The following is a 24,774-nucleotide window of genomic DNA, read 5'->3' as shown; positions in this document are numbered from 1 at the left end:
CATTATTTATACTGGGAACCAGTCAATCTTTTTAAGGTTTCAACCCAACATTTTTAGTACTATATTAGAAAAAGATTGTAATAAACCTGACTTAAATGGGTAAGCATTGTAATTTGCAATTTATGTTTCATAACAAATTAGGGAATTTGAAATATAAAAAAGGCCACTACAACTTAATATAGTGACCTTTAGAGCCGTGACAGATATTTAGCAGGTGGCAATCTGCATCTCTTTTAAGACCCAATGGGTGTGACGGCTGCCTGTTCCGTCCTTAAATATCTGTCTTATATATCTTAACTAGAGAATATCAAAAATATGATAAAAAGTAAAGGTTTTCGAATTTGGATTAGAATTTTTTTACTGTACCGGATTTTAAATAACTTTCTAATTTCAACTCGTCAATAGGGTAAGCAGATCTAACTGCTAACTTGCCTTTATTTTTAACCCTTACTGCTACAAGAATTGTTTTATCAATTTTTTTAATAAATTGTAAGCTATCCCCTTTTGGATGAAGTCCAACATAGTCGGGGTTTTGAACAATTGATGGAATGGCTTCTATATGTTTTTTAAATTCTAAATCGCTACTAAAATCTTCTTTATGTTTTTCAATATATTTGATTCTATCTTTCCATATCAAAATATGTCTTTCACTAAGTGATAAATTCAGCAAGGTAATAATTTCATTAGTTAAAGTTCCAATAAGATAAGGTGTCTCTCTTAAATCGTCAATATTAAAGGAATCATAGACTATCACTTCTGGAGTTTCCATTTTTTGTTCACCTCGCTCTTATCTTAGTTATACGACAAAAGCGAAGAAATTAAAACAAATTTTTTAGGTATTTTATTCATATTTCTTGTTCATTTTACGTCATTTTTTTTGAAATCGTGGATTATATTTTCAGCTATACTAAAGAGCCAGCTCGGTCCTAGCGAGAGTCACCCAGGGAGAACCCTTTTAGCCGCTTCTTTTTTACGTTTTAAAATCTGATATGTGAAATGCCTGTGCCTAAATAAGTTCGGAAAAAATTATCCTATCTTTGTACCTTATCCTCATAATATGTGTCTTTATCTATGAAATTTAATCCATATTCTCTTTCATGCTGAACTAATAAAGATACTATTTCCTTATTTCTTTTCCCATTGATAAGGATTGTTGTTTCCCTGATATTTTACTGATTTAAGCCCTCTAATTTACATCGCCCTTGATCCACAATCAGCCATCATCGGAATCATTGTCTTATTCCTGAACAAGTATTAGTCTCTTAAATGTTCCAACAACATAAAAAGCCACCTTTCCTGCTTAATCTTTCGCAGTAAAAGTGGCTTTAGGCTTGGATTGAAGAGTGATTAACCAAAAATGATAAAAAATCGGAGAAAGATTCACTAAATCACGAATCCGCTTCCATATAACTCATCTAAATTGGTTACTAAAACTCGGTAGAACCCTTGTCTTATAAGGGTTTCAAGCAAATTGTTATTTGGTTTGCTTATTCATTGCTTGCATCATCTGATTGATCTTCTTTTGGGACGGTTTCATGCCCATTTGCATCATCATGACTTTCAGCATTTGTTCGTTAATTGGCGGATTTTTCTTAAGATAATCCATCATGTACTTGCGTGTTATAAAAAATCCGATTGCAATTCCAGCTACTAGAGCCAGAACAGCAATGAGGACTACATAACCAGTACTCATTTTATTTCCTCCTTCGTGTTGTCCTGCTAATACAGTGTAATTTACCAAGCGTAATTATACAATAGTTCGTGCCATTTAGACAAATTTTCTTTCCTTAATTGGTTTCAGCCATCCATATTTATCATTCTCCATGTCAATGGCGAGGAACGAAGACTCACATTTTCGAAGGACTTCAAAAAATGCCGTTTCCGCCTCATAGCCTCCATCGGCATCAATTAGTATGAAGGTTTCATTAACCGTTAGGGCTGCCCAGCTTGTCCTATTGTTGAGTTCTATTATATAGCGGCCGTTTTCCGCCTTAAGGCTATTCGTCTTTTCCAACTGCTTATGCAGAAGCTGATGAATCCGCAAAACCGGCAGCGGCTTTGTAATAAAGCTGATTTGCTTATCTGTAATATGCTTAAGCTCACCGGCAGCCTCTCTATTTTCTTTAAATAAATGAAAAAATATGCGCTCTCTTCCGAAGTAATGGGAGGCAAACTCGTCTTCAATTAAATAGAGCTGGTACTTTCTCATTCCATTCTCTCCCTGCTTCTAATTCCATTCTCCTATTACCCTGTAACGGAGGAAACGCGAATCTTAATCATTTTTTAAAAAAATATCATGGCTGGTTGGACGGTATCCCCTTTTTACATTTACTTTTTTGCCATTCCGGATCCGTTTCCGGTCCGTTTATTCCGATTATTGAAAATTTTACCTTGTCTTTCATTATACTATTTCAAGCTTTCCCTGTCACTAGATTAACAAGGTCTTTGGTGCAATCTGTGGACATCTTATTACCGTTGTGCGATATCAAAAAGGCTGGGCAATTTACGCCCAGCCTTCGGTTTGATTTTGCATTCGATTAGTTTTGAAGAAGGTCCTTTACCTTGGAAACAACGTTGCCAACACTAAAGCCATACTCTTCCATAACTTTTTCGCCAGGGGCGGAAGCGCCAAATGTATCAATCGCAAGGACTTCACCTTGGTCACCTGTGTAGCGATGCCAGCCAAGTGATGTGCCCATTTCGATGCCAAGGCGTTTTTTTACAGATTTAGGAATAACTGATTCTTTGTATTCCTTCGATTGCTTTTCAAAACGATCCCATGAAGGCATGCTCACAACCGATACTTCAATTCCATCCTTCGCAAGCTCTTCCTGTGCTTTAACGGCAAGGCCAACCTCTGAGCCTGAAGCGAGGATGAGGGCGTCTGGAGTTTCCTTAGACGATGGGGAAACCACATAGGCACCTTTTGAAACTCCGTCATAGGCATTTTTATCGGTTCCTTTAAGGGTCGGCAGGTTTTGCCTTGTAAGGACAAGCGCTGTCGGAATATCCCTTGATTCAATTGCCAATTTCCAAGCAGCCGAAGTCTCGTTTCCATCAGCCGGACGGATAACGGATAGGTTCGGCATTGCCCTTAGTGCTGCGAGCTGCTCGACAGGTTCGTGGGTCGGGCCATCTTCCCCAACAGCAATGCTGTCATGAGTAAAGACGTACGTAACCGGAAGTCCCATAAGTGCAGCAAGCCTGATAGCAGGGCGCAGGTAGTCGGAGAATACGAAGAATGTACCAGCGAACACCTTTAATCCGCCATGTAGTGCCATACCGTTAAGGGCAGCACCCATTGCGAATTCCCTTACGCCAAACCAAATGTTGCGTCCCTCGTAGGAGTTCGGCAGGAAATCACCAGCATTCTTGATCGATGTTTTATTTGAACCTGCAAGGTCGGCGGATCCGCCAAAGAAAGTCGGCAGGTTTTGGGCGATTGCATTGATCGCTTCGCCGGATGAAGCCCTGCTTGCTAGGCTCTTGCCTTCGCTGTAAACAGGAATGTCTTTGTCCCAGCCTTCAGGAAGCTCGCCTTTAAGCGCCTGATCCAGCTGGCTGCCTAGTTCAGGATAGTCTTTTTTGTATTGCTCAAACTGGCTGTTCCATTCCGCTTCTTTTTTCGCGCCGTTTTCTTCGACCATCTTGCGGAAGTGGGAATAAACCTCTTCAGGTACATGGAAATCTTCTTCAAATGTCCATTTATATGCTTCTTTTGTTAGCTTCAGTTCATCCATTCCAAGCGGAGCGCCATGGACATCGGATTTTCCTGAAAGATTCGGTGAGCCGTACCCGATGATTGTTTTTACCTCAATCATGGTTGGGCGGTCAAGATCGCTTCTTGCTTCTTCAAGCGCCTTAGCAACCTCAATAAGGTCGTTACCGTCTTCTACTCTGATGTATTGCCAGCCGTAGGAAAGGAATCGGTCCTTTACGCTTTCGGAGAAGGATTGATGAAGATCGCCATCAAGTGAGATATCGTTTGAATCATAGAGGACTACGAGCCTGCCAAGCTTTAAATGGCCTGCAAGTGAAGCAGCCTCAGCTGAAACACCTTCCATCAAATCCCCGTCACCGCAAATGCTGTATGTAAAATGGTTAACGAGCTCGTAATTATCTTTATTGTAGGTAGCTGCCAAATGGCGTTCAGCCATGGCCATTCCCACTGCCATCGCAATTCCTTGTCCAAGTGGACCTGTTGTGGCTTCAACGCCTTCAGTGTGGCCGTACTCAGGATGCCCAGGAGTTTTGGAGCCCCATTGGCGGAATTGCTTAATATCATCCATAGTTACATTGTAGCCAGAAAGGTGAAGCAAGCTGTATAACAGCATTGAGCCGTGGCCAGCGGAAAGCACGAATCGGTCACGATTAAACCAGTTCGGATTTTGTGGATTATGGTTCATGAACCGGGTCCATAGCGTATAAGCCATTGGAGCTGCGCCCATCGGCATTCCCGGATGCCCGGAGTTAGCCTTCTCGATTGCATCGATTGACAACGTCCTTATTGAGGTTACGGACAAAGCATCAATTTTGTCAAACATATATTACATCCTTTCGTGTTCAGAATCCTACCTACTTAATATTATAGCTCTCTTGTGAATTATTCAACAAATCACCTATATGAATGCGCTACCAATTAAAAATTATTTTTTTATCGGTAAAAAAGCCTAAAAACATGAATAAATCAGGGTTTTTTTGGTATAGGCAAAAAGAAAACAGGCCCCCCGTTTTAGTGGAGATGCCTGTTGTTTTTTCTTGCTTTAATTTTCTCCGGTGTGACGTCGGTCCCTTCCGGATCAATAATGGTCGTGTTGGTCAATGTATCGAGCATGGAAGAACGGAAAACCTGTAAATATTCCTTCCTTAACAGGGTTTGTTCTTTTGCTTCGTCAGCTGTCAATCCGACTGACTTCGATTTCCTGGCCAATTCGTTTATACGGGCAAGTTTTTCTTTTGATAGCATGGCACTCCCTCTTTCGATTAGGCTACCATGCATAATACTATAAAAATACCGCTGATTACAAGGAAGAGGGCTTGTCCTTATCCATTGCTTCCCTGTATCTTCGATGGACAGTCGCCTTTGAGACATCATAGCCAAATCCCCTGAGTGTTGCAGCGATTTCGGCAAATGTAAGTCCGTTCCCCTTCAGCCGGATAATTTCATTTATCGGGATTTCTATTCTTTCCCGGCCTGGGCTTTCATTGATGTTTTTTAGATTTCTTTGCGGTCGGTAACCATTTTCAACCGCTCTTTTCATTCCACGTTTTATTTTGATGTTATGCAGCTTCCTTTGGTATTCCTCAACCATGGCGACAATTTTGATAATCATCGAATCGGATTCCGACAGCTGCAGTTCGCCGTCATGCGCCACGCTATAAAGCTTAATTCCATTCTTGGACAAAAGATGGAGAATGGCTATTTTCGCGTTCCCCCGGCCGATTCTTGTTTCATCCTGGATCAAGACGGCATCGATTTCGTCTTCCTTAATAAGCGAGAGGAGCTCAAGAAGGCCTTCCCGTTCAAGGTCATAGCCGCTTGCCTGCTCACGAAAAACGGCTGCAGTTTCGAATTCATGCCGCTTTGCAAGGGCAAGCAGCTCCTCTTCCTGCCTGGCAAGGGAGGTTTCCTGGGCTTCTTTTTCTGTGCTGACTCGGCAATAGATGGCTGCCCGGACTCTGCTTCCCTCCACTCTATTCACCGCTTCCCGCACTGGCAAGCTGCTGGCCGCCGTCAATGGCAAGCTTTTTTACCGGTACAAGTAACTTATCTCCAGGAAAAATGGTTTCACTTTCAAGCGCATTGTTTTTCTTTACCCAGTTTATGATTTCGGCTCGCTCTAACGAATGTTGATCCGCAAGTTCTCCGGCAACTGCCCAAAGGGAGTCTCCCTCTTTAATTGTAATCGTCATATATGTATCTTCGGTGGCTGGCTCATTGAAAAGCGATACTGCCCCTGCGGTCAGGCAACTGAATAAAATAAGCAAAATTGCGTATGAGTTGTTTTTCAAAAACTTTTTCACTGGACGCACCCCTTAAGAATGTATGTTCGGTTTAATTGATTTTATTATAATACGAACATTTGTTTGATGTCAACACAAAAACTCGAACTTATGTTTGTATCCTTGTCCAGTTCATGCTATAATAAGGTAACAATATAAACGAGGTGTATCCATTTATGGCTAAAATATCAAAACGGCAACAGGAGATCCTTGATTACATTAAAAGTGAAGTAAAAAGAAAGGGTTACCCGCCGTCCGTCCGTGAAATTGGGGAAGCAGTTGGGCTTGCCTCCAGTTCTACAGTACATGGCCACCTTGAACGCCTGGAATTGAAAGGCATGATCAGGCGTGACCCTACTAAGCCAAGGGCAATTGAAATATTGGAGACTGAGGAATCATACATTCCAAAAGTCAGGGTCGTCAATGTCCCTATTGTCGGCCGTGTTACTGCCGGCCAGCCCATAACAGCTGTCGAGAACGTTGAAGAGTATTTCCCTCTTCCAGAAAGGATGGTACCCTCAGACGAGCAGGTATTCATGCTTGAAATTATGGGGGAAAGTATGATTGAGGCAGGTATCCTCGATGGGGACTATGTAATCGTCAAGCAGCAAAAAACCGCGAATAACGGGGATATTGTTGTAGCCATGACAGAAGAAGACGAAGCTACATGTAAACGATTTTATAAAGAAAAAGACTATTTCCGCCTTCAGCCGGAAAATCCTGCAATGGAACCAATCATCCTGAGGGAAGTTTCCATTTTGGGGAAGGTTATCGGCGTCTACAGAAGCATCCATTAAAAAACAGGCTATTGCAGATAGCCTGTTTTTTCTTTGCCTATATTCGGTTTTATGGTTTAGCAGGAGCATCTTCCCTTGCCTGTTCCCTCTCGTCATACCAAAGCTTCACGTGCGTAAGTATGGAAAATACGAGGAAGAAATTCATGGCCCATACGCCGACAAACGGGCTGATTCCTCCAAACTCTATCGTCTTAAACCCCTTTATTATCATGACAAAATAGGATTCAATAAATACGAGAACGAATCCCGCCGCACCTGCAACCGCCATTCTGATCAAATTAACCCCTCCTAAAATCCCCTTAGTCAAAAGTTTGTCAAAAGTTTTTTACAGTATTGTGAACATAAACAACATGCCCACATTTTTAATGTTGAATCTGTTATTTTATAGATACAGAGAAACAACAACAGCAATCACACATTAACAACACAACACGAAATTGCTGAGTATCGACATCGCATCATTCAGCCAGAATACAGCCAGAGCCAACAGCTAGATGCACACATCCATGAATGGAAACGCATCCAGAATCGACAAAAACACGCAGCATGATGCACCTAAGAACAACAGCTAAGAACCAGTTCATTACAGCAAGATAACAACTAAGATATGCGAACAAGATACACCATCGGCATCGATGACAACTAAGAGACAGCAGCAAAGAAACAATTCATTACATCAGGATCTCAACTGAGATAAGACATCGAGATACACCATTTGCATCGGAGAGACAGCATGTACAGCCATCCAGAAGACATCACATCAAGATTCACATCATTGTGATCAGCTGGCATTTACTCAACAGTTATGCGCCAGCTGAACCCGCTAAACCGCATTGAAAAATGCTGTATATATCTTAAAATGGCCGCCCACCCCCTTGGCGGCTGTTTGCATTTGCTTTCCTTTTGCCCCGCGCTTAACGGACAAAAAGCCCGCAGCCTCGGGATTCAAAAAATAAGATGGAGTGTTAGCTTGTTATAAGGGTCCAATTGTTTCAACCTACCCATCAATGAACCAACTGATGGAAGTTCACTCTATTATATACCAACGTGGTTTGGAAAGTAATAAACAAATGTCACAATTCTGCCTTATTAATTTTTTGCCCTCCTTCCGAACTTTATAAACTTGATGCTTTCATTCATTTAATTAACATAGCCAATTGAATAAGAAAATAAAAAGAAACGCTCTGATTTCGATCAGAGCGTTTCTCTTTGCAAATCATTTAGTGATTTACCTAATCAATTACAGTTCAATTTGTTGAAATTATTTTTGTATTTTCTAACCCGAACCCTTTATTGCCGGGCCGGACTACTTTTAACCAAATTATTTTAGTACATACTCATATACTGTTCACGTTCCCAAGGATGTACTTGGGTCCTAAACATATCCCATTCAATCTCTTTCGCTTCCAAGAAGTGCTCAACGATATGCTCGCCAAGCGCGGACAGGATGACATCATCGGTTTTCATCATATCAAGCGCCTGGGCAAGAGTAGCTGGCAGGTCTACGATTCCTTCTTCGAGGCGCTCTTCCTTTGTCATCACGTATATGTTGCGGTCAACTGCCGGTGGCGGTGTCAGCTTGTTCTTGATTCCTTCCAGGCCTGCTTTCAACAGGACAGCTATTGCCAAATATGGATTGGCCGAAGGGTCTACGCTCCGCACCTCAACGCGCGTGCTCATTCCGCGTGAAGCAGGGATACGGATAAGCGGTGATCTGTTTTTCGCGGACCATGCAACATAGCATGGTGCTTCATAGCCAGGCACCAGGCGCTTATAAGAGTTGACAGTCGGGTTTGTGACTGCGGTGAAGTTTGTAGCGTGTTTCAGGACGCCGGCGATAAAATGGAATGCATTTTCACTTAGGTCTAATTTGCTCCCTTTTTCATAAAAGACGTTCTCATTTCCTTTGAACAGGGACAGGTTGCAGTGCATGCCGGAACCGCTCACTCCGAACAATGGCTTTGGCATGAACGTTGCATGCAAGCCATGCTTCCTGGCAATAGTTTTTACAACGAGCTTGAACGTTTGGATATAGTCGCATGCTGTGATGGCATCCGCGTATTTAAAATCGATTTCGTGCTGGCCCGCAGCCGTTTCATGGTGGGAAGCTTCGATTTCAAAGCCCATTTCTTCAAGCTCAAGAACGATATCCCGGCGGCAGTTTTCGCCAAGATCGGTCGGGGCAAGGTCAAAATAGCCGCCGCTGTCATTCAGTTCAAGAGTCGGTTCGCCATTCTGGTCAAGCTTGAACAGGAAGAATTCCGGCTCCGGCCCGATGTTGAAGGTAGTGAAACCGAGATCTTCCATTTCTTTAAGTACCCTTTTCAGGTTATTGCGGGGATCACCGCCAAATGGCGTCCCATCCGCATTATGAATATCGCAAATCAGGCGTGCGACTTTCCCTTTTTCGGCTGTCCACGGGAAGATGACCCATGTGTCAAAATCCGGGAAAAGATACATATCCGATTCTTCAATCCGGACGAATCCTTCAATAGAAGAACCATCGAACATCATTTTATTATCAAGTGCCTTCCCAAGCTGGGAAATGGGGATTTCCACGTTTTTGATTGTCCCGAGTATGTCCGTGAATTGCAGACGGACAAATTTAACGTTTTCCTGTTTTGCCATTTTTTCGATGTCATCTCTTGTGTACCTAGCCAAGTTGTTTCCTCCTTTATAAATAGCAACGGATTAATTGAAAAAGCGGGACATATCGCCATGCCTTAAGGTGGAACGGTTTAACCGCCCGGCATGGAGCAATTCGCTGCGAAGCAATTTCCTTAGTTCAACTTCCGTCAATTCCCTTTTCGGTTTCTTCTGCTCTTCGGACTCTTGCTGCCCGACAGGTTGGGCAACGAGGAATATTTCCCTGATGCCGGCCATATTGACTCCCTTGTCAATCAAATCCTTGATTTCAAGCAGCCTGTCTATATCATTTAAACTAAACATCCGCCTATTTCCCTCTGTTCTTGCTGGGGAAATCAATTGATGTTCTTCATAATAGCGGATTTGCCTTGCAGTCAGATCAGTCAGCTGCATCACAATTCCCATTGGAAACAGCGGCATGGAGCGGCGAATCTTGCTTCCACCCATGTTTTCTCCCCCTTATCGTGACTTACAAACTGAATTATATTCAATGTTAAAAAACCTGTCAATATCATGTTAGGTTTTCTAACATAAGTTTTTTATATTTTTTTCACAGCAAGAAATAGTATTAAAAAGGAAAACTGAATCTTAAGGAATACCTACCGGAAATATGTACCTTACATTTTTCAATGTCCTGTCACTTTAGGCATATTCCCTATTTTCTATTCTTTATTTATGGTAAAAGATAGAAAGAGTGAAATGGGCACCATTTATGTTTTACACCAAAAAGAAAAGGCATCTACAACTAACCGGTTCCGTTTCCTATCGCAAAACGTGAATTTACAGCTAAATATGTAAAGAAAAATGTAGTTCAATTTGCACCGTATTTTGCGGTGCTTTTTGTATTTTGGAAAATAAAATAGCCCAGCTCCGTAAGGAACTAAGCTATTGTTAATTATTATAGCGTTGTTTAATTGAAAAACCTTGTTGGTTTAATTACCTAAGTGGAGTCAAATTACTATATAACGTATTAATGAACTGCTTAATATCACTGGAATTGTTCAATATAAAAATGTTTTTATCGACTTTGTGTTGGTCCAAAAGCTTAATAATTTCAGGCTTTTTCTTTTTACCGAAGTACCAAACTGATTTTAAAAGTTTCATATCAATCTGTTCTTTACACCCCTTAGGTAAATCCGAGCGGTTAATTTTCCTGCTTTGGTACCATCGTTTAATCACTCTGTACATTCTTGTAAACCTGGGTAAATCTACGAAAACTATTGTGTCAGCTCTGTTTAATCGAATGTCTAAGGAGCTTGTAAAGTTACCATCCATTATCCACTTGTCTTCTTTGACAAGGTTTTCTAGTTTATTTCTCCATTCCTTATCAGATGGTGCTTCCCAGTTAGCTTTCCAAAAGTGATAGTCCAGATGAATTAGGGGTAAGGATAATTTTTCTGATATTTTTAGACCGAGCGTAGTTTTGCCTGAACCAGAAGAACCAATTATCATAACTCTTTTCATAAATATCCCCCCATAATTTTGGACCCTTCTCTTTTAAACTGTCCGTTGATAGCTTTCTTTTAATTCAACATAAATATCCAATAAACCTTCAAAATACCTTAATGAATTTAACTCTTGTGGAATATCCATTTCGTCTAATTTTAACGTTTGTAAATAATGTCCCTCCAAGTGTACGCTCTCTCAACAATTCCCATTCTTTGAGTATGAGTAAGTTCATCCCCATTAGCCGTAAAGGGCTGGCAGAAGTTATAAAAGGTCCTTAAAATGGTGATTGCCATCTGAGCATATTTCGGATTGAAGTTACTGTAAATGTAGGATTTACCATCGCCTCTAGAAGTCACCATCGGGCGTTCCAAAATGGATAAACTACGCCTTATTTCCTGCAAAAAGGTTAACTGCATTGTCATTGGCTCTCACAATAAGTTTTTCTAAATGCTTATTTGTTAACTTGGAAGTGTCTGTAATAACATCATTGTAACGATGTCCTCTGTCTGACATAGCAATCGGATGTTCAATCTTATTTGATTTATAGAATTTGTAATGGGTTCCGTCAGGTGCAACTCTTGTCTCGTAAAATTTGTGTACAGCCAGTCTCCTAGTCAAAAATATGTTACATCCTCTGCATTTGGCTATTTTGGTATTATTTTCACTTCAACCATCTCCATTTAACCATTAGTTTTTGTATGCCTATGAAAATGTAATGTAATTTGTAGGGGTACACTTGCTATTGTACCCCTACAAATTGGTATACAAATTGTACTACAAATTCATTAATCATTATTGCCAAAACATTGACGGATAAACGAAAAATGGCTATCAAATTGATATACAAATTGATAGCCATTTTACTATACATTTTCGAAAGTTTGCGATAGGAAACGGAACCCGTTAACCTACAACGGTGCCTTTTTGCTATACCAATCCTTCGTCCATCAATCGATCAAGTGCCAAACAGATTGCCATTTTCACATGGGAATAGGTTAAACCCCCCTGTACATAGGCAGCAAACGGAGGCCGTAATGGGCCATCGGCAGTAAGCTCAATGCTCGCTCCCTGTATAAATGTCCCGGCCGCCATAATCACATCGTCTTCATATCCAGGCATATAGGCAGGATATGGCGTGACATAGGAATTAACCGGCGAGGCAAATTGAATCGCCTGGCAGAACGAAACCATCTTCTGGCGGTCATTGAATTCAACCGCCTGAATTAGGTCGGTTCTTGGTGCGTCCCATTTAGGAAAAGACTTCATTCCGAACCTTTCTAGCATCGCTGCGGTAAAAACAGCCCCTTTAAGTGACTGGCCTACCACATGGGGTGCCAAGAAAAAGCCTTGGTACATTTCCTGAAGGCTGTAAAGGGATGCGCCCGCCTCCGCTCCAATTCCCGGGGATGTCATCCGGTAGGAACAGGCGTCAACATACTCCTGCTTCCCGACAATGTACCCGCCCGTTTTGGCTATGCCGCCTCCTGGATTCTTTATAAGCGAACCCGCGATTAGGTCTGCTCCTGCATGGCAGGGCTCCTCCAATTCCACGAATTCGCCATAGCAGTTATCCACGAATACGACAACATCTGGCTTGATTTCCTTTACGAATCTGACCATTTCCCCGATTTCGGCAATCGTAAAGGATGGTCTTGTCGCATAGCCCTTGGACCGCTGGATCCCAATCATTTTCGTATTGGGCTTAATGGCTGCCGCTGCTGCGTCCCAGTCGATTCCCCCTTCTTCCGTCAGGGAAACACTGTCATAGGAAATCCCGAATTCTTTTAAGGATCCGTTCCCAGTCCCGCGAATGCCGACAATTTCCTCGAGCGTGTCGTAAGGTTTTCCAGTTATGTAAAGCAGTTCATCCCCTGGCCTTAGGATGCCGAAAAGGGCAATGGAGATCGCATGTGTCCCCGAGATGATTTGCGGCCGGACGAGCCCCGCTTCTGCACCGAATACATCGGCATAAATACTAGCGAGGACATCCCTGCCCGTATCGTCATATCCATACCCGGTGCTTGGGGTGAAATGCGAATCGCTCACTCTATGGGTTTGAAAGCTTTGAAGAACCCTAAATTGATTTGCTTCAATTATTTCGTCTATCGCCCTATGTACATGGGCAACCTGTTCTTCCACCTCCTGCGCCGCCTGCTTCAGACGTTCACCTTGCTTCAAATGCTTAAACATGTTGCTTCTCCATTCTATACTGTGAATTTTTGCAGTTGACCGGCAACCTGATGGTCCATGAGGGTAAAGCCCTTGCAGCTGTATACTTGATCATTTTCCCTGAAGGACAGCTCCCTTAAAATCGTTTCGTTCTTCAGCTGGGACAAAAGCTTCCCTTCATTCGCGGGAATGATGACACTATAGGGCTCCATCATCGCGATGGCTGTCTCTTCAATTTTCTTTTTCAGTGCATCCCTGTCCTCTTTATCAAAAGCCGAAATGAAGGCTGTTGGCGTATCAGCCGTTGGGACAAAATGCGGATGTTGGATGTCGCGCTTGTTGTACACTGTCAACTGCGGGATGTCCTTGACTTCAAGTTCATCTAAGAGCCTGTTGACTGTTTTCTCATGATGGAAATAATCGGGGTTCGACATATCCACAACATGGAGAATCAAGTCCGCTTCCCTCACTTCCTCAAGGGTGGAACGAAATGCGGCGATTAGGGATGTTGGCAAATCCTGAATGAATCCAACCGTATCGGTAATGAGGCAAACGAATCCACTTGGCAAAATAAGTTTCCTCGTCATTGGATCCAAGGTCGCAAACAACTGGTTTTCTTCATAGGAATCCGCTTCGGACAGCCTGTTGAACAGCGTTGATTTTCCGGCATTCGTATAGCCGGCAATCGCGATTTGGAACGCTTTGTTTTTCTTTCGCCGCTCCCTGTAACGATCCCTGTGCTGAACGATGACAGCAAGCTGCTGCTTGATTTCATCGATTCTCCTTCTAATATGCCTTCGGTCGGACTCAAGCTTTGTTTCCCCTGGCCCCCTCGTCCCGATTCCTCCTCCGAGGCGGGAAAGCTCTGTACCCTGGCCGGCAAGACGCGGCAATATGTATTGAAGCTGGGCTAGCTCAACTTGCAGCTTCCCTTCTTTTGAACGTGCGCGCTGTGCGAAAATATCAAGGATCAATTGAGTCCTGTCTATGATTCTGGCATCAAGCTCCGATCCAAGGTTCCGTTTTTGGCTCGGAGACAATTCGTCATTGAAGATAACAATATCGGCCTCAAACTGCTCGACAAGCGCCTTCAGCTCTTCCACCTTCCCTTTTCCTATATAGGTAGCGGGGTGGATACGCTCGCGTTTTTGGACAACAGAAATCAACACTTCCCCCTTTGCTGTCTCAGTAAGGGAAACAAGCTCCTCCATGGAATATTGAAAGCGAAGGTCATCGTCTTTCGTGGTCTGGCAGCCGACAAGGATTGCTTTTTCTTTATCCGTTTTTAATTCCATGTGGCACACTTCCTTCATAGTATCTTTTTCCCATCATACCAAAACTTCAGCCAATTCTCTAATTTCACCGGTACTATGCCGGACATAGTCGCTCATCCGGGTTTAAGTGACTTCCTTTCCGGATTTTGGCCAAACGTTGTCACTCATCCGATTTTGAGTCACAACCAACACACTATTTTAAGCTCCAACGAAAAAAGAGGCCGAGGCCTCTTTTTTTACTCTTTAACGTATTGCATAAGTGTTTCTGGGTCAAACCCTAGCACCCAGTTGCCGTTCACCTTTGTTTGCGGAACACCCATCTGGCCGGTTTCATTCACAAGCTTTTCAGCAGCCTCGCGGTCGTGCTGGACGTTTACTTCACTGTAGTTCAATCCTTGAGCCTCAAGGAAGTTTTTCATCATTGTGCAGTATGGTCAAGTATTCGTTGTGTAAACAATAATTTCGTTCATTAAAAAAGCCTCCTAGTTAGTTTTGATACCAACTTAACCAAACTCCTTCTCCACTGTCAAACCTTTAGCTTGAAGCCATGCCCATGAAAAGGATGATACAGTATTGTCATTCCCTTTTTAATCGTTTTTAATCAAAAAAGAAGACCCCAAAGGGCCTTTAGGTCTCTTCTAGAACGAGGTCATTGCTGCGGATCGTCATCAAATCATGCCGGTCAAAACTGTTTTGCATAAGAAGCCTCATTGCCTGGGTTCGGATTGACTTTTCAATGATGTTCCGAATATAGCGGCCATTGGAAAAACTGTTAGGCGACAAAATCGATTTGATCCAAATAAGGTGGTCCTTCAGTTTCTTTTCCGCCTCATGGCTGAGGGTATATTCCCGTTCCTTCACCATCCTCCCGGCAATATCCATCAGCTGGTCAATTTTATAATCGGGAAAATCGATCACTAGCGGGAACCGGGAATGGAGGCCTGGGTTCAGCGAAAGGAAGTATTCCATTTCCCGGGAATAGCCCGCAAGGATCAGGATGAATTCATGCTGTTTATCTTCCATATGCTTTACCAGCGTATCAATGGCTTCTTTGCCAAAATCCTTTTCCCCGCCTCTTCCGAGTGAATAGGCTTCATCAATGAACAAGATTCCGCCCATCGCCTTTTTGACCAGATCACGGGTTTTTTGAGCGGTATGGCCAATGTATTCCCCTACTAAATCCGCCCGCTCCGCCTCGATAAGATGGCCCTTCGACAAGACGTTCATTTTTAAAAAAAGCTTGCCAATCAGCCTCGCAACCGTTGTTTTCCCCGTTCCCGGATTGCCCTTAAACATCATATGGAGCGCCTGTTTCTTCGCTTTCAATCCGGCCTCTTCCCTTTTTTTATTGATATATATCCAGGCATAGATTTCTTTTATCGTTTTTTTCATTTCCTCCATTCCAACAAGAGAGCCGAGTTCTTCCTCAATTTCCTTCAATGCCGCATGCTCTTGCTTCTGTACCACCCTGGGCAGAGAGGATTCTAGCTCCCCTGGCATTACAGGCTTTCGTTTCTCTGTATTCAGGACAATACTAATCTGGCCATTGCCTTTCATGCGCATGGGCTGGTCCAAAACGTTCACCTCTCAATTTGAAACAAAATACGGATCACTCGCGCAGTACCGGCGTAAAACACTTCGCCTTCTTACTATCCTATTCGCCCACGTAGAAAAAATTTCTTTTTAAAAAATTGAAGGTCCGCCTCACCCGCAAATTTCCCGCAAATAAGGGTTTCATTGCTACGAACGCACTTACCAGCGGGCATCCGATTTTCCATCAATGAAAAAAGGCCCTTCATCAGGGCCTATTTTAAACATATTATTAAAATCGGAATGATTATTGTTCTCCAAGGTCAAGCTGGACATTTCGGGCTGGTGCAAACGTGGAGATCGCATGCTTGTAGACAAGCTGCTGTTTCCCTTCGGATTCGAACAATACTGTAAAATTATCAAATCCTTTGATTTGCCCTCGGAGCTGGAATCCATTCAAAAGGAATACGGTGACATTCGTATTGTCCTTACGAAGCTGGTTCAAAAATTGATCCTGAATATTGATGACTGTTTTCATTTTAAATCCTCCTCTATTATCTCTACCTAATATGTATTCGATTTAAGTTTAAGCTTTCCTTCCACATGCTTGAAAATTTCAGTAATTATTTTCTGAAAAGCTTCTGTGTTGGACATATCATACCATTCCACGTCCATCTTGTTTCGAAACCATGTAAGCTGCCTCTTAGCATACCTTCTTGAATTTTGTTTCAGCAAGTCAACTGACTCTTCGAGGGTTTTGTTCCCTTCAAAGTAGCTATAAAGCTCTTTATAGCCGATTGCCTGAATGGATTGGCAATCACGCAACCCCTGTTTGTAAAGCTCCTCAACCTCTTCAATAAGACCTTGTTCGACCATTATGTCGACCCGGCGGTTTATCCGCTGATAAAGTTTATCACGGTCCATTGTCAGGCCAATGATCGCAGCTTTATAAAGGAGTTCCGGCTGGCTTGATTTCTGGTTTTCGGCCAGGGACATTCCGGTTGACTTGATGATTTCAATCGCCCTGATGACTCTTCTGACATTGTTCGGATGCAGCTGTTCCGCCGCAGCCGGGTCAAGTGCCGCCAATTCCCTGTGGACAGCTTCATTTCCCTCTTCGTTTGCTTTTTCCTCCAGCATTGCGCGGAATGCTTCATCGGCTGGCGCTTCGGAAAATTGATAGTCATACAGAACCGACTGGATGTATAGCCCTGTCCCGCCGACAACGATCGGCAGCTTTCCCCTGGAAGCTATCTCGGCAATTTTCTCCCTGACGATTGTTTTAAATTCGGCAACCGAAAAACTTTCTTCGGGATCTTTAATATCAATGAGATGGTGGGGAATGCCTTCTGTTTCAGCTTCGGTCACTTTAGCGGTTCCAATATCCATCCCCCGGTATATTTGCATGGAATCACCGCTGATCACCTCGCCATTGTAATGTTTGGCCATTTCAACGCCAAGCTTTGTTTTTCCTACTGCTGTCGGCCCAACAATGACCACTAGTTTCTGCAAACTTTCCAAAATGCTTCACTCTGCCCTCTCATACTGGTTGCCCTTATTATACACAATGGCAGCCGCTTCACCAAAAACGAAGCTAAATACCGTTCAAGTATCGACTTTCTTTAACCGCTTTATTCTAATTCTATTGCCAGCTTTTCATAATTTTACATGTTTCTTTACAATTCGATAACGAATTAATTACATTCACCCGTCAACCCCCATAGCAATGGTAGGCTAATAGAAGTCTATCTTGTAAGGGAGTTGTTTACTATACTCCCGCTGATTATGTTATTTTTCGGGGTTGACCACCAGATTGCCTGAAATATTTGAATGGGGGATTATGAAATCATGTTATCAAATGCTGAAATCGGTATTGATCTAGGTACTGCAAATATACTTGTTTATAGCAAAAACAAAGGAATCGCTGTCAACGAGCCTTCAGTTGTGGCCATTGATACGGAAACAAAAAGTGTCCTTGCTGTCGGGAAGGACGCCAAAGAAATGATTGGCAAGACGCCTGGAAGAATTGTCGCCATTCGGCCGCTGAAGGACGGCGTTATTGCCGATTATGATATGACGACGGAATTGCTCACGCATATAATGAAGAAAGCTTCGAAAAAAATCGGCCTTTCGATGCGGAAGCCGAATGTAGTCGTATGTACGCCATCCGGATCTACGAGTGTCGAACGCCGCGCCATCCATGATGCTGTACGCAACGCGGGAGCGAAGAAAATACAACTGATTGAAGAGCCAGTTGCCGCTGCAATTGGTGCAGGCATGCCGGTTGATGAACCAGTAGCCAATGTCGTCGTTGATATCGGCGGTGGGACGACAGAGGTCGCAATCATCTCATTCGGCGGCGTTGTTGCATGCCACTCCATCCGGATTGCTGGCGACCGCCTCGATGATGACATCATTAAGCATGTCCGCAATGAATACAATGTATTGATTGGTGAACGGACCGCTGAATCTATCAAGATGGAAATCGGTTATGCGCTTGTCGACCATCCAGAGCTGCATATGGATATCCGCGGCCGCGACCTTGTAACTGGCCTGCCGAAAACAGTTACTCTTTCTTCCTATGAGATCAGGGATGCGATAAGGGAATCTCTCCTACATATCCTTGAAGCCATCCGCGCCACTCTCGAGGATTGCCCAGCGGAACTAAGCGGCGATATCGTTGACCGTGGGGTTATTTTAACCGGAGGCGGCGCCCTGATGAAGGGAATGGAAGAATGGCTTTCACAAGAAATCTTTGTTCCTGTCCATGTCGCTCCGAATCCTTTGGAATCTGTTGCAATTGGCACCGGAAAAGCGCTTCAGTTTATGGGGAAGCTGCATACTGTTGCAAAATAAGCAAAAGCACCCCTTTGACTGGCTGGTTCGGTTTTGAAGTGCAAAATTCGAATTAGCAGTGCTTTTCGAAGTGTAATTCGCAGTTGAATTAGCAAACACTTTAGCAGTAAAATTAGCACAAAAAAAGCTCGAAGCACATTATGCTTCGAGCTTTTTTTATAGTAGTGCATTGTTCAACTAAAGCATCCGATAGTTTAAGTGCATTTATTCACAAACTTTGACATTTATTTGATTGTTAACTGCAATGCTCTATTATAAAACTGTCTCGGCTGGGGTAAATGCTTCCCATTGATTATATTTTGTTTTTATTGATGAAATAAACCAATACTCTCTAAATGGTTCTATATTCTTTTCCACGATTATAATCTTCTGCCCACCACCAAAATCTCCATATGATGCCCATAAATCGTATTTAACGGAATACCGCATTTTGGATTCGCTAAGCTTTTCTACTTTGGTAAAACGAAAGTTACTGACCGAAGGGCTTGACTGACCTGTCACCCAGCGAGTCTCCTCAAATTTTCTCCTTGATTGCTTTTGAAGCGAAGGGGACAACATCGCATATTGAACAGCACCGCTTCGGTTATTTACGCCTAATATCCACAATTCAACGGCTTGTTTCGGTTCGCCTACGTGCAAACCAGTCATAAAAGAAAGTAACTGGCTTTCTAAAAGATTGAGTTGTTTTGGGGCTGCTATTGCGGGATTGCCACTAAACAGCATCAATGAAAATAAAAGTATAAAGCATCGCAATAAATTCACAAAACCATCACCCTAAATTAAATTTAGGTGTATTTTGCCCCAAGTAAATTCCAGCTATCCTTTTCCACAAACCTGCCACATTTGTTCAATAGGGAAAAAGGGCAGAAGTCCTTCCTAGAACATCGAACCCTTAGTTGAATAAGATCTTATTTCCTCGAACTTTTAAATAAGTACGTTCCAACCGAACCAAATACACTGGTTACAGCAATCACAGTGACAGCGTATATAACTTCTGAAGTTGAATGAGGTCTATGAGTCAACGAACTAAACCAGAATAGCTCGATAAATAAAATAAACCCCCAAAATATAAAGAATACTTTCAATATATAATTTTTCATAATATCACCATCCCCCAAGAATAATAATCCTCCTTCAACTAAACTCCCCCTTTAGCTTAATAAACGCTTGCCGAAGCTATTATTGCTATACTCCACATAATAAGTGTAAAAGATATTATTAGCCAAAATGTATTGACAGCAGTTTTTTCTTCGTTCTTTACCTTTTTCAATATAGAAACTAAATTTAAACAAAATATAATACACAATATAGGCATTAAAAACCAACCTATATTTAGAAATGCAACAATCATACATTCTCCACCTTATTAGTTAATTGTTATTGTACTAAACTGCCCCTTTTGTTTAATAAGGAATTCAACAAAAACATTCATGATTCCTTCGACTCCCAACCCAGGCATGAAAATATATCTCCCTTGTCCATAATGTTGATGACACAAACAGTATAGTAGGAACGTGGCTCTTTATGGTGGCTTTGACCCTGTAACAAAAACTGTTTGAGTGGATTTGGTGATCAACCCTTTGTTAGCTCCTTTTATTATTAAGGATGACTACGTACAGAAAAATGCTTAGTTTCAGATCCACTCACTGTTTGTGATTAACATTAAGGAGAGTATGACAATGGATGTATTCATTGAACGCTGTGCAGGTCTCGATGTACATGCGGAAACCATTGTAGCCTGTATTTTGACTGGCAAACAGGGTGAGGAATTAACCCAAACAACAGAAACTTTCCCTACCCTCACAAAAGATTTGTTTCGATTACTAAAGTGGCTTGAGGAATACGAGGTCACTCACATCGCAATGGAAAGTACAGGTGTATATTGGAAGCCGGTCTTCAATATCCTTGAAGACTACTTTGATATCTCCCTCGCCAATGCCCAACGTATTAAGAATGTACCTGGCAGGAAAACCGATGTTTCAGACGCAGAATGGATTGCCAAGCTTTTACGACATGGCCTAATCGAAAAAAGCTTTGTCCCACCAGTCGATATTAGGGAACTGCGTGATCTCACAAGACTTCGAAAGAAGTGGGTAAGCCATCTTACTGCCGAAAAGAATCGGATTCAAAAAGTACTTGAGTGTTCGAATGTAAAACTCGGGTCGATCATCTCCGATGTCTTTGGAGTTTCAGGGAGGAAACTTCTCACAAAACTTATTGACCAAGGCTATGTCGATCCATCGGATGTTGAAGCGAACATTCACGGAAAAATGGCCGGGAAGAAGCAGGCAATTACGGATTCACTTTTTGGAACCCTTAATGAGCACCAGATATTCTTAATCAGACAAATCCTGGCAGCATATCATTTATCTTGAATCGCTCCTATCCGAAATCGAGGAAAGAGTGGACATTTTATTAAAGAACTATCAAATCGAATTAGAACTCCTCCTGACGATTCCAGGCATTAAGAAAGATACTGCAGCTGTAATCATCGCTGAAATAGGAGTCGATATGGGACAGTTTCCGACCTCGCAACACTTGGCATCGTGGGCTGGCGTATCACCAGGCAATCACGAAAGTGCTGGTAAAAGAAAAAGCACTAAGACAACAAAAGGCAACCCCCATATAAAAACCGCGATGTGTAAAGCTGCCTGGGCTGTCTCAAAATGCAAAAACCGTTGGCTCGCGACAAGATATTGGTCCATTGCCGCAAGACGTGGAAAGAAAAAAGCACTCGTTGCGATGTCGCACCGAATGCTTCGGATCATTTACTCCATGTTAATAAACAAGGAGCCTTTTAAAGAAAAGCAAATTAGCTAGTATAGCCCAAAGTAATAAGAGATATACATGGAAACCTCCGACAAGGTTGCCTTGTTTTCTTATTGCCATTTTTAAGCTACTTCTATTCTTTCACTAAATGATCCTATATATACTTCTACGTAGGCCTCAATTTATTTTCACAGAAAAAGGCGTTTAATCCTTCGTGGATCAACGCACCCAGTAGCTCAATAAGTATTTTTTTCTCTGCTTATCCAATTTTCTCTAGTTAATTTCATATTGATTGAGTCAATCCATTTTCCTTCAAATTCTAGGTCGTTTTCATCAATTCCATATATTTCAAAACCAACCTTTTCATAAACATATTTGGCTCTTGGGTTGAAGTCAAAAACACTTAAAGTAAGTTGGTTAATTGTAGTGTTTTTAAATACATAATCAATTACGAGTTTGGTTGCTTCCGTTCCTAATCCTTGATTCCTTCCCCTCGGACCAATAAGTATCCTAAAATTCATACTATGACTTTTTTCATCATATAAATTGACCACTACCTCTCCCACTAAGTTGCCCTTCGATTGGTCAACAATAGCAAGATCTAAGCGATCAGTTTGTTCATTTCTTGTAGTATACCATTTGAGAATTGATTCCCTATCAAAATCCGAACTGCTTCCTGTCAGTTTTAATACTTCGGGATCCTTTAAGCATTCCTCTATAAAAGGAAAGTCCTCATCCATAAAAGGTCTGAGAACAACTTTCTCACCTTCTATTAATGGTTTATTACCTAAATCCACCATTTCACACACACTCCATTAATTTAATATAAAAATTTACCCGCATTAGTCTGTTCTTTAACTAACTGCCCGTGAGATTAATAACTTCAACAAATAAAGCGTTAATCCTTCTTGAACTAAACTCCCTTATGTTAAATAAGCTCTGCTTAAATTTTAACATAAATAACCAAAAACCTAATTTCTATTTTTAACAAACCAATTCACATAGTAATTAGCATACGAATTCCCAAGCTGACAATAACTTCGGTCACTCTGTTAAAAGGGTGCGAATTCGAGTGCTAAAACGCCATAAAACGTACAGAAATCGCTTATATATCAATAAAAAGATGCAGTCCAATTCAGTTGCGAATTGGACTGCTAATTGTTGTGCTAATTAAGTTTTTGTACTCGAAAACCGAACCCGTTAGCCTTTGCCGGGCGTGCTTTTTTTATGAATAAGACTAAGGCTTCACCAAGCCATTTTCCTTCATGATGGAAATAAAATGGGCGAGGATGCGTGCGGTAAGTCCCCAAATGATACGGCCCTCATAATGATAAAAATATTCTTCCATATGCCTTGCCCGCCAGTTGTAATTTCTTCCGCCGGCTACCCATTCAAACGGGAAATTCTCTTCCGGCTCCGGCTTGAAATTGATATGATAGATTTCTGGCATTGTGTTCATGAAAAAATCGAGGGGAACAGTAAAAACTTCGCCGACTTCAGCTTTATTGGGCTTAATTCCCGCGGTATCCTTCACAAAACCGGCAAATGGATAAATGATCATGCCAAACGGAGAAATCAGGTAATCGAGAGGGAGAACACCTTCAATATTGCCTCTCTTTATCCCGAGCTCCTCCAGCGTTTCCCTAATGGCTGCCTCTTTTTCATCCGTATCCTCCGGGTCGACCCTACCGCCTGGAAAGCAAATCTCCCCCGGCTGCCGGCGGAGCTCCATCGACCTTACCTCAAACAAAACAGCAACCCCGTCACTTGTTTCAACGAGGGGCAGAAGGACAGCATATTTCGAGTAGTTTTCACTGCCCAATATTTTCGGCGTATGCCTTTTCAGTTTCTCAACAATTAAATCGGGTGTCATCGCTCATCATCTCCACCAACACTATGCCCTTTACAGCTTCAAATTGTACCTGTACACTTCTTCATCAGACGAAAGTTTATACCCAAGGCCCGGGTTAAAGTCGAGGGAAATCCTCTCATACAGATGTTTTTGGCTCTCCTTAGAAACGAGGACCGGAATCCCCTCTATCTCAAAAAGGTCATCATCTTCCCTTTTATGGTCGATTTTCAAGTAATGTTCCGCATAGAGGGAGCAGCTTCCAACGAATACCGCCTCAATCCGGATTCCTTCATTTTCATTGAAATGGGATTTTTTTAATTCAGCCAAAGCTGCCGGCTTTATGTTAATCTCCATTGTTTTCATCCTTTTTTAAAAAATAGTTGGTTTGCAGTAATGTATCAGTTGAAAAGAGAAAAATCAAGGGTGCCGCTCTGGCAGCACCCCATGTTACTTGTCTTCCCTGCCCTAAAATCGGAAATGAGCTTTATTGTTCAGCGGACGATTCAAGCTTTACTTCAATATTCCCGCGTGTTGCCTTGGAATATGGACAGAAATCGTGCGCTTTTTTGACGAGGCTTTCAAGTTTTTCCTGTTCAATCCCGGTCCCTTTAACCCGAAGTGTAACAGCCAGCTTAAAGCCATCAGTTTCTTCATCTTTCAATAAGCTTACATCTGCGGTAACTTCAGAGTCAAACTTTATGCGCTCCTTCTTGGCCATCAGCTGCAGCGACCCATCAAAGCAAGCGGAATACCCTGCGGCAAAAAACTCTTCCGGATTTACCGCACTTGGAAACGCCTTTGCCCTGTCCGTACCGGGCATTGCTAAGTCCATGTCAATTTTCCCATCCTCTGAACGGACATGGCCTTCCCTTCCTCCGGTTGCAGTAACAGATGACGTAAGAATTTTTTCACTCATCGTTCCATCCCCCTTAAAACTATAGTCCTTATTCTTTTCCACTGAAAGGACTGCATTAAACCCGCCTAATCGAATGCCGGTGGGCGGGAGCACTCTATGCAATACTTAAACCAGTCAGAAGTGTCCCTAACTTCTGACTGCTTTTCTATAAAAACGCTTAAACCTGTCCGAAGTTTTCTATCGAATAGATAAACAAAAGAAAATATTAATAGAAAGTCATTGTTAAAAATTTGTCGATTTCATCTATCCAATCGGTTATTGGACACTGTACAATAAATGAAACAGGTTCTGTTGCAAAAAGCGGAAACTTTCAGCAAACCATAGATGACGCACAAGGGGAGAAACCAGTTGCAGCAAAGTTCCATCACAATCAATACAGATAAGACGATTATCACTTTGTCGAACAGCGGGGAAATCGTTGACAATACCAATCTGGAACCTGGCAAGGAATATGTCGTCACCATCCAGTTGACAAAAATAAAATAAGACAAACAAAACCATCCCCCGGCAGAC

Annotated in this window: 25 protein-coding genes and 1 pseudogene; 4 read left to right on the top strand and 22 right to left on the bottom strand. The window is 42.3% G+C overall.

Annotated elements, in window-relative coordinates:
* Nucleotides 1–346 precede the first annotated feature (346 nt).
* The 7 genes from AR337_RS01400 to AR337_RS01370 form a co-directional block, all read right to left on the bottom strand.
* The gene (locus tag AR337_RS01400; protein ID WP_059170220.1) at nucleotides 347–769 is read right to left on the bottom strand and encodes a PBECR2 nuclease fold domain-containing protein; all 423 of its coding nucleotides are present in this window, start codon (nucleotides 767–769) and stop codon (nucleotides 347–349) included.
* Between the two features lie 705 nt (nucleotides 770–1,474).
* Entirely contained in the window at nucleotides 1,475–1,693 is a 219-nt protein-coding gene (locus tag AR337_RS01395) for a YneF family protein (RefSeq protein ID WP_059170219.1), read from the bottom strand.
* A gap of 75 nt (nucleotides 1,694–1,768) precedes the next feature.
* Nucleotides 1,769–2,209, bottom strand: coding sequence for a sporulation inhibitor of replication protein SirA (gene sirA, locus AR337_RS01390; protein WP_059170218.1), 441 nt, complete (start codon nucleotides 2,207–2,209; stop codon nucleotides 1,769–1,771).
* Nucleotides 2,210–2,537: 328 nt separating this feature from the next.
* On the bottom strand, nucleotides 2,538–4,544 hold the full coding sequence (gene tkt, locus AR337_RS01385; protein ID WP_059170217.1) for a transketolase: 2,007 nt from the start codon (nucleotides 4,542–4,544) through the stop codon (nucleotides 2,538–2,540).
* Between the two features lie 188 nt (nucleotides 4,545–4,732).
* Nucleotides 4,733–4,966 carry a DUF896 domain-containing protein gene (locus AR337_RS01380; RefSeq protein WP_059170216.1) on the bottom strand — a complete coding sequence of 78 codons (234 nt, stop codon included), beginning with the start codon at nucleotides 4,964–4,966 and terminating at the stop codon, nucleotides 4,733–4,735.
* 55 nt (nucleotides 4,967–5,021) lie between these two features.
* Nucleotides 5,022–5,702, bottom strand: coding sequence for a recombinase family protein (locus tag AR337_RS01375; protein WP_059170215.1), 681 nt, complete (start codon nucleotides 5,700–5,702; stop codon nucleotides 5,022–5,024).
* Nucleotides 5,695–6,024, bottom strand: coding sequence for a LysM peptidoglycan-binding domain-containing protein (locus AR337_RS01370; RefSeq protein ID WP_059170214.1), 330 nt, complete (start codon nucleotides 6,022–6,024; stop codon nucleotides 5,695–5,697). The genes AR337_RS01375 and AR337_RS01370 overlap by 8 nt, the downstream gene beginning before the upstream one ends.
* A gap of 155 nt (nucleotides 6,025–6,179) precedes the next feature.
* Between AR337_RS01370 and lexA the strand changes: the two genes are divergently transcribed.
* Nucleotides 6,180–6,800, top strand: coding sequence for a transcriptional repressor LexA (lexA, locus tag AR337_RS01365; RefSeq protein ID WP_059170213.1), 621 nt, complete (start codon nucleotides 6,180–6,182; stop codon nucleotides 6,798–6,800).
* A 49-nt stretch (nucleotides 6,801–6,849) separates the two neighbouring features.
* Here lexA and AR337_RS01360 read toward each other — a convergent pair whose 3' ends face one another.
* The 10 genes from AR337_RS01360 to miaA form a co-directional block, all read right to left on the bottom strand.
* Entirely contained in the window at nucleotides 6,850–7,068 is a 219-nt protein-coding gene (locus tag AR337_RS01360; RefSeq protein WP_253701479.1) for a hypothetical protein, read from the bottom strand.
* Between the two features lie 1,058 nt (nucleotides 7,069–8,126).
* Nucleotides 8,127–9,461 (bottom strand): type I glutamate--ammonia ligase, encoded by a 1,335-nt coding sequence (glnA, locus tag AR337_RS01355; protein WP_059170211.1) that lies wholly within the window; start codon nucleotides 9,459–9,461, stop codon nucleotides 8,127–8,129.
* A gap of 30 nt (nucleotides 9,462–9,491) precedes the next feature.
* A complete protein-coding gene (locus AR337_RS01350; RefSeq protein ID WP_059170210.1) occupies nucleotides 9,492–9,893 on the bottom strand; it encodes a MerR family transcriptional regulator in 402 nt (133 codons plus the stop codon).
* A 489-nt stretch (nucleotides 9,894–10,382) separates the two neighbouring features.
* Nucleotides 10,383–10,910, bottom strand: coding sequence for a hypothetical protein (locus AR337_RS01345; protein ID WP_059170209.1), 528 nt, complete (start codon nucleotides 10,908–10,910; stop codon nucleotides 10,383–10,385).
* Between the two features lie 912 nt (nucleotides 10,911–11,822).
* Nucleotides 11,823–13,085, bottom strand: coding sequence for a methionine gamma-lyase family protein (locus AR337_RS01335; RefSeq protein WP_059170207.1), 1,263 nt, complete (start codon nucleotides 13,083–13,085; stop codon nucleotides 11,823–11,825).
* A gap of 14 nt (nucleotides 13,086–13,099) precedes the next feature.
* On the bottom strand, nucleotides 13,100–14,359 hold the full coding sequence (gene hflX, locus AR337_RS01330; RefSeq protein WP_059170206.1) for a GTPase HflX: 1,260 nt from the start codon (nucleotides 14,357–14,359) through the stop codon (nucleotides 13,100–13,102).
* Nucleotides 14,360–14,574: 215 nt separating this feature from the next.
* Nucleotides 14,575–14,808, bottom strand: a complete 234-nt coding sequence (locus AR337_RS01325; protein WP_082686791.1) for a glutaredoxin family protein — start codon at nucleotides 14,806–14,808, stop codon at nucleotides 14,575–14,577.
* A gap of 157 nt (nucleotides 14,809–14,965) precedes the next feature.
* The gene (gene spoVK / locus AR337_RS01320) at nucleotides 14,966–15,913 is read right to left on the bottom strand and encodes a stage V sporulation protein K (RefSeq protein ID WP_059170204.1); all 948 of its coding nucleotides are present in this window, start codon (nucleotides 15,911–15,913) and stop codon (nucleotides 14,966–14,968) included.
* Between the two features lie 262 nt (nucleotides 15,914–16,175).
* On the bottom strand, nucleotides 16,176–16,406 hold the full coding sequence (gene hfq / locus AR337_RS01315) for an RNA chaperone Hfq (protein ID WP_059170203.1): 231 nt from the start codon (nucleotides 16,404–16,406) through the stop codon (nucleotides 16,176–16,178).
* Between the two features lie 26 nt (nucleotides 16,407–16,432).
* Complete coding sequence (gene miaA, locus AR337_RS01310) at nucleotides 16,433–17,389, bottom strand: tRNA (adenosine(37)-N6)-dimethylallyltransferase MiaA (protein ID WP_059170202.1); 957 nt, start codon at nucleotides 17,387–17,389, stop codon at nucleotides 16,433–16,435.
* A 327-nt stretch (nucleotides 17,390–17,716) separates the two neighbouring features.
* On the opposite strand from miaA, the gene mreBH reads away from it, so the two are divergent.
* On the top strand, nucleotides 17,717–18,724 hold the full coding sequence (mreBH, locus tag AR337_RS01305) for a rod-share determining protein MreBH (RefSeq protein ID WP_059170201.1): 1,008 nt from the start codon (nucleotides 17,717–17,719) through the stop codon (nucleotides 18,722–18,724).
* A 252-nt stretch (nucleotides 18,725–18,976) separates the two neighbouring features.
* On the opposite strand, the gene AR337_RS01300 is transcribed toward mreBH, so the two are convergent.
* Complete coding sequence (locus tag AR337_RS01300) at nucleotides 18,977–19,486, bottom strand: hypothetical protein (RefSeq protein ID WP_253701432.1); 510 nt, start codon at nucleotides 19,484–19,486, stop codon at nucleotides 18,977–18,979.
* Between the two features lie 917 nt (nucleotides 19,487–20,403).
* Between AR337_RS01300 and AR337_RS01285 the strand changes: the two are divergent.
* Nucleotides 20,404–21,544: pseudogene (locus tag AR337_RS01285) on the top strand (IS110 family transposase).
* Between the two features lie 185 nt (nucleotides 21,545–21,729).
* On the opposite strand, the gene AR337_RS01280 reads toward AR337_RS01285, so the two are convergent.
* The 4 genes from AR337_RS01280 to AR337_RS01265 form a co-directional block, all read right to left on the bottom strand.
* Nucleotides 21,730–22,293, bottom strand: a complete 564-nt coding sequence (locus AR337_RS01280; RefSeq protein ID WP_059170198.1) for a GNAT family N-acetyltransferase — start codon at nucleotides 22,291–22,293, stop codon at nucleotides 21,730–21,732.
* Between the two features lie 437 nt (nucleotides 22,294–22,730).
* Nucleotides 22,731–23,366, bottom strand: coding sequence for a CoA pyrophosphatase (locus AR337_RS01275; RefSeq protein ID WP_059170197.1), 636 nt, complete (start codon nucleotides 23,364–23,366; stop codon nucleotides 22,731–22,733).
* A 30-nt stretch (nucleotides 23,367–23,396) separates the two neighbouring features.
* Nucleotides 23,397–23,699 (bottom strand): iron-sulfur cluster biosynthesis family protein, encoded by a 303-nt coding sequence (locus tag AR337_RS01270; RefSeq protein WP_059170196.1) that lies wholly within the window; start codon nucleotides 23,697–23,699, stop codon nucleotides 23,397–23,399.
* 130 nt (nucleotides 23,700–23,829) lie between these two features.
* Nucleotides 23,830–24,261 (bottom strand): organic hydroperoxide resistance protein, encoded by a 432-nt coding sequence (locus tag AR337_RS01265; RefSeq protein WP_059170195.1) that lies wholly within the window; start codon nucleotides 24,259–24,261, stop codon nucleotides 23,830–23,832.
* 348 nt (nucleotides 24,262–24,609) lie between these two features.
* On the opposite strand from AR337_RS01265, the gene AR337_RS22965 reads away from it, so the two are divergent.
* Nucleotides 24,610–24,747 carry a hypothetical protein gene (locus AR337_RS22965; protein WP_156424270.1) on the top strand — a complete coding sequence of 46 codons (138 nt, stop codon included), beginning with the start codon at nucleotides 24,610–24,612 and terminating at the stop codon, nucleotides 24,745–24,747.
* The last annotated feature ends 27 nt before the right edge of the window (nucleotides 24,748–24,774 follow it).

The sequence above is a fragment of the Bacillus sp. FJAT-27445 genome (genome assembly GCF_001510665.1).
Taxonomy (GTDB): domain Bacteria; phylum Bacillota; class Bacilli; order Bacillales; family Cytobacillaceae; genus Bacillus_D.
Note: the sequence above shows the minus strand (reverse complement) of the source record. Positions and strands in the feature narration are given on the sequence as shown.

Bases quoted from the DNA above. Each gene is read 5' to 3' on its own strand.
- AR337_RS01400 (WP_059170220.1), bottom strand. From the start codon at position 769: ATGGAAACTCCAGAAGTGATAGTCTATGATTCCTTTAATATTGACGAT.
- AR337_RS01395 (WP_059170219.1), bottom strand. From the start codon at position 1,693: ATGAGTACTGGTTATGTAGTCCTCATTGCTGTTCTGGCTCTAGTAGCT.
- sirA (WP_059170218.1), bottom strand. From the start codon at position 2,209: ATGAGAAAGTACCAGCTCTATTTAATTGAAGACGAGTTTGCCTCCCAT.
- tkt (WP_059170217.1), bottom strand. From the start codon at position 4,544: ATGTTTGACAAAATTGATGCTTTGTCCGTAACCTCAATAAGGACGTTG.
- AR337_RS01380 (WP_059170216.1), bottom strand. From the start codon at position 4,966: ATGCTATCAAAAGAAAAACTTGCCCGTATAAACGAATTGGCCAGGAAA.
- lexA (WP_059170213.1), top strand. From the start codon at position 6,180: ATGGCTAAAATATCAAAACGGCAACAGGAGATCCTTGATTACATTAAA.
- AR337_RS01360 (WP_253701479.1), bottom strand. From the start codon at position 7,068: ATGGCGGTTGCAGGTGCGGCGGGATTCGTTCTCGTATTTATTGAATCC.
- AR337_RS01350 (WP_059170210.1), bottom strand. From the start codon at position 9,893: ATGGGTGGAAGCAAGATTCGCCGCTCCATGCCGCTGTTTCCAATGGGA.
- AR337_RS01345 (WP_059170209.1), bottom strand. From the start codon at position 10,910: ATGAAAAGAGTTATGATAATTGGTTCTTCTGGTTCAGGCAAAACTACG.
- AR337_RS01335 (WP_059170207.1), bottom strand. From the start codon at position 13,085: ATGTTTAAGCATTTGAAGCAAGGTGAACGTCTGAAGCAGGCGGCGCAG.
- hflX (WP_059170206.1), bottom strand. From the start codon at position 14,359: ATGGAATTAAAAACGGATAAAGAAAAAGCAATCCTTGTCGGCTGCCAG.
- hfq (WP_059170203.1), bottom strand. From the start codon at position 16,406: ATGAAAACAGTCATCAATATTCAGGATCAATTTTTGAACCAGCTTCGT.
- mreBH (WP_059170201.1), top strand. From the start codon at position 17,717: ATGTTATCAAATGCTGAAATCGGTATTGATCTAGGTACTGCAAATATA.
- AR337_RS01280 (WP_059170198.1), bottom strand. From the start codon at position 22,293: ATGGTGGATTTAGGTAATAAACCATTAATAGAAGGTGAGAAAGTTGTT.
- AR337_RS01275 (WP_059170197.1), bottom strand. From the start codon at position 23,366: ATGACACCCGATTTAATTGTTGAGAAACTGAAAAGGCATACGCCGAAA.
- AR337_RS01270 (WP_059170196.1), bottom strand. From the start codon at position 23,699: ATGGAGATTAACATAAAGCCGGCAGCTTTGGCTGAATTAAAAAAATCC.
- AR337_RS01265 (WP_059170195.1), bottom strand. From the start codon at position 24,261: ATGAGTGAAAAAATTCTTACGTCATCTGTTACTGCAACCGGAGGAAGG.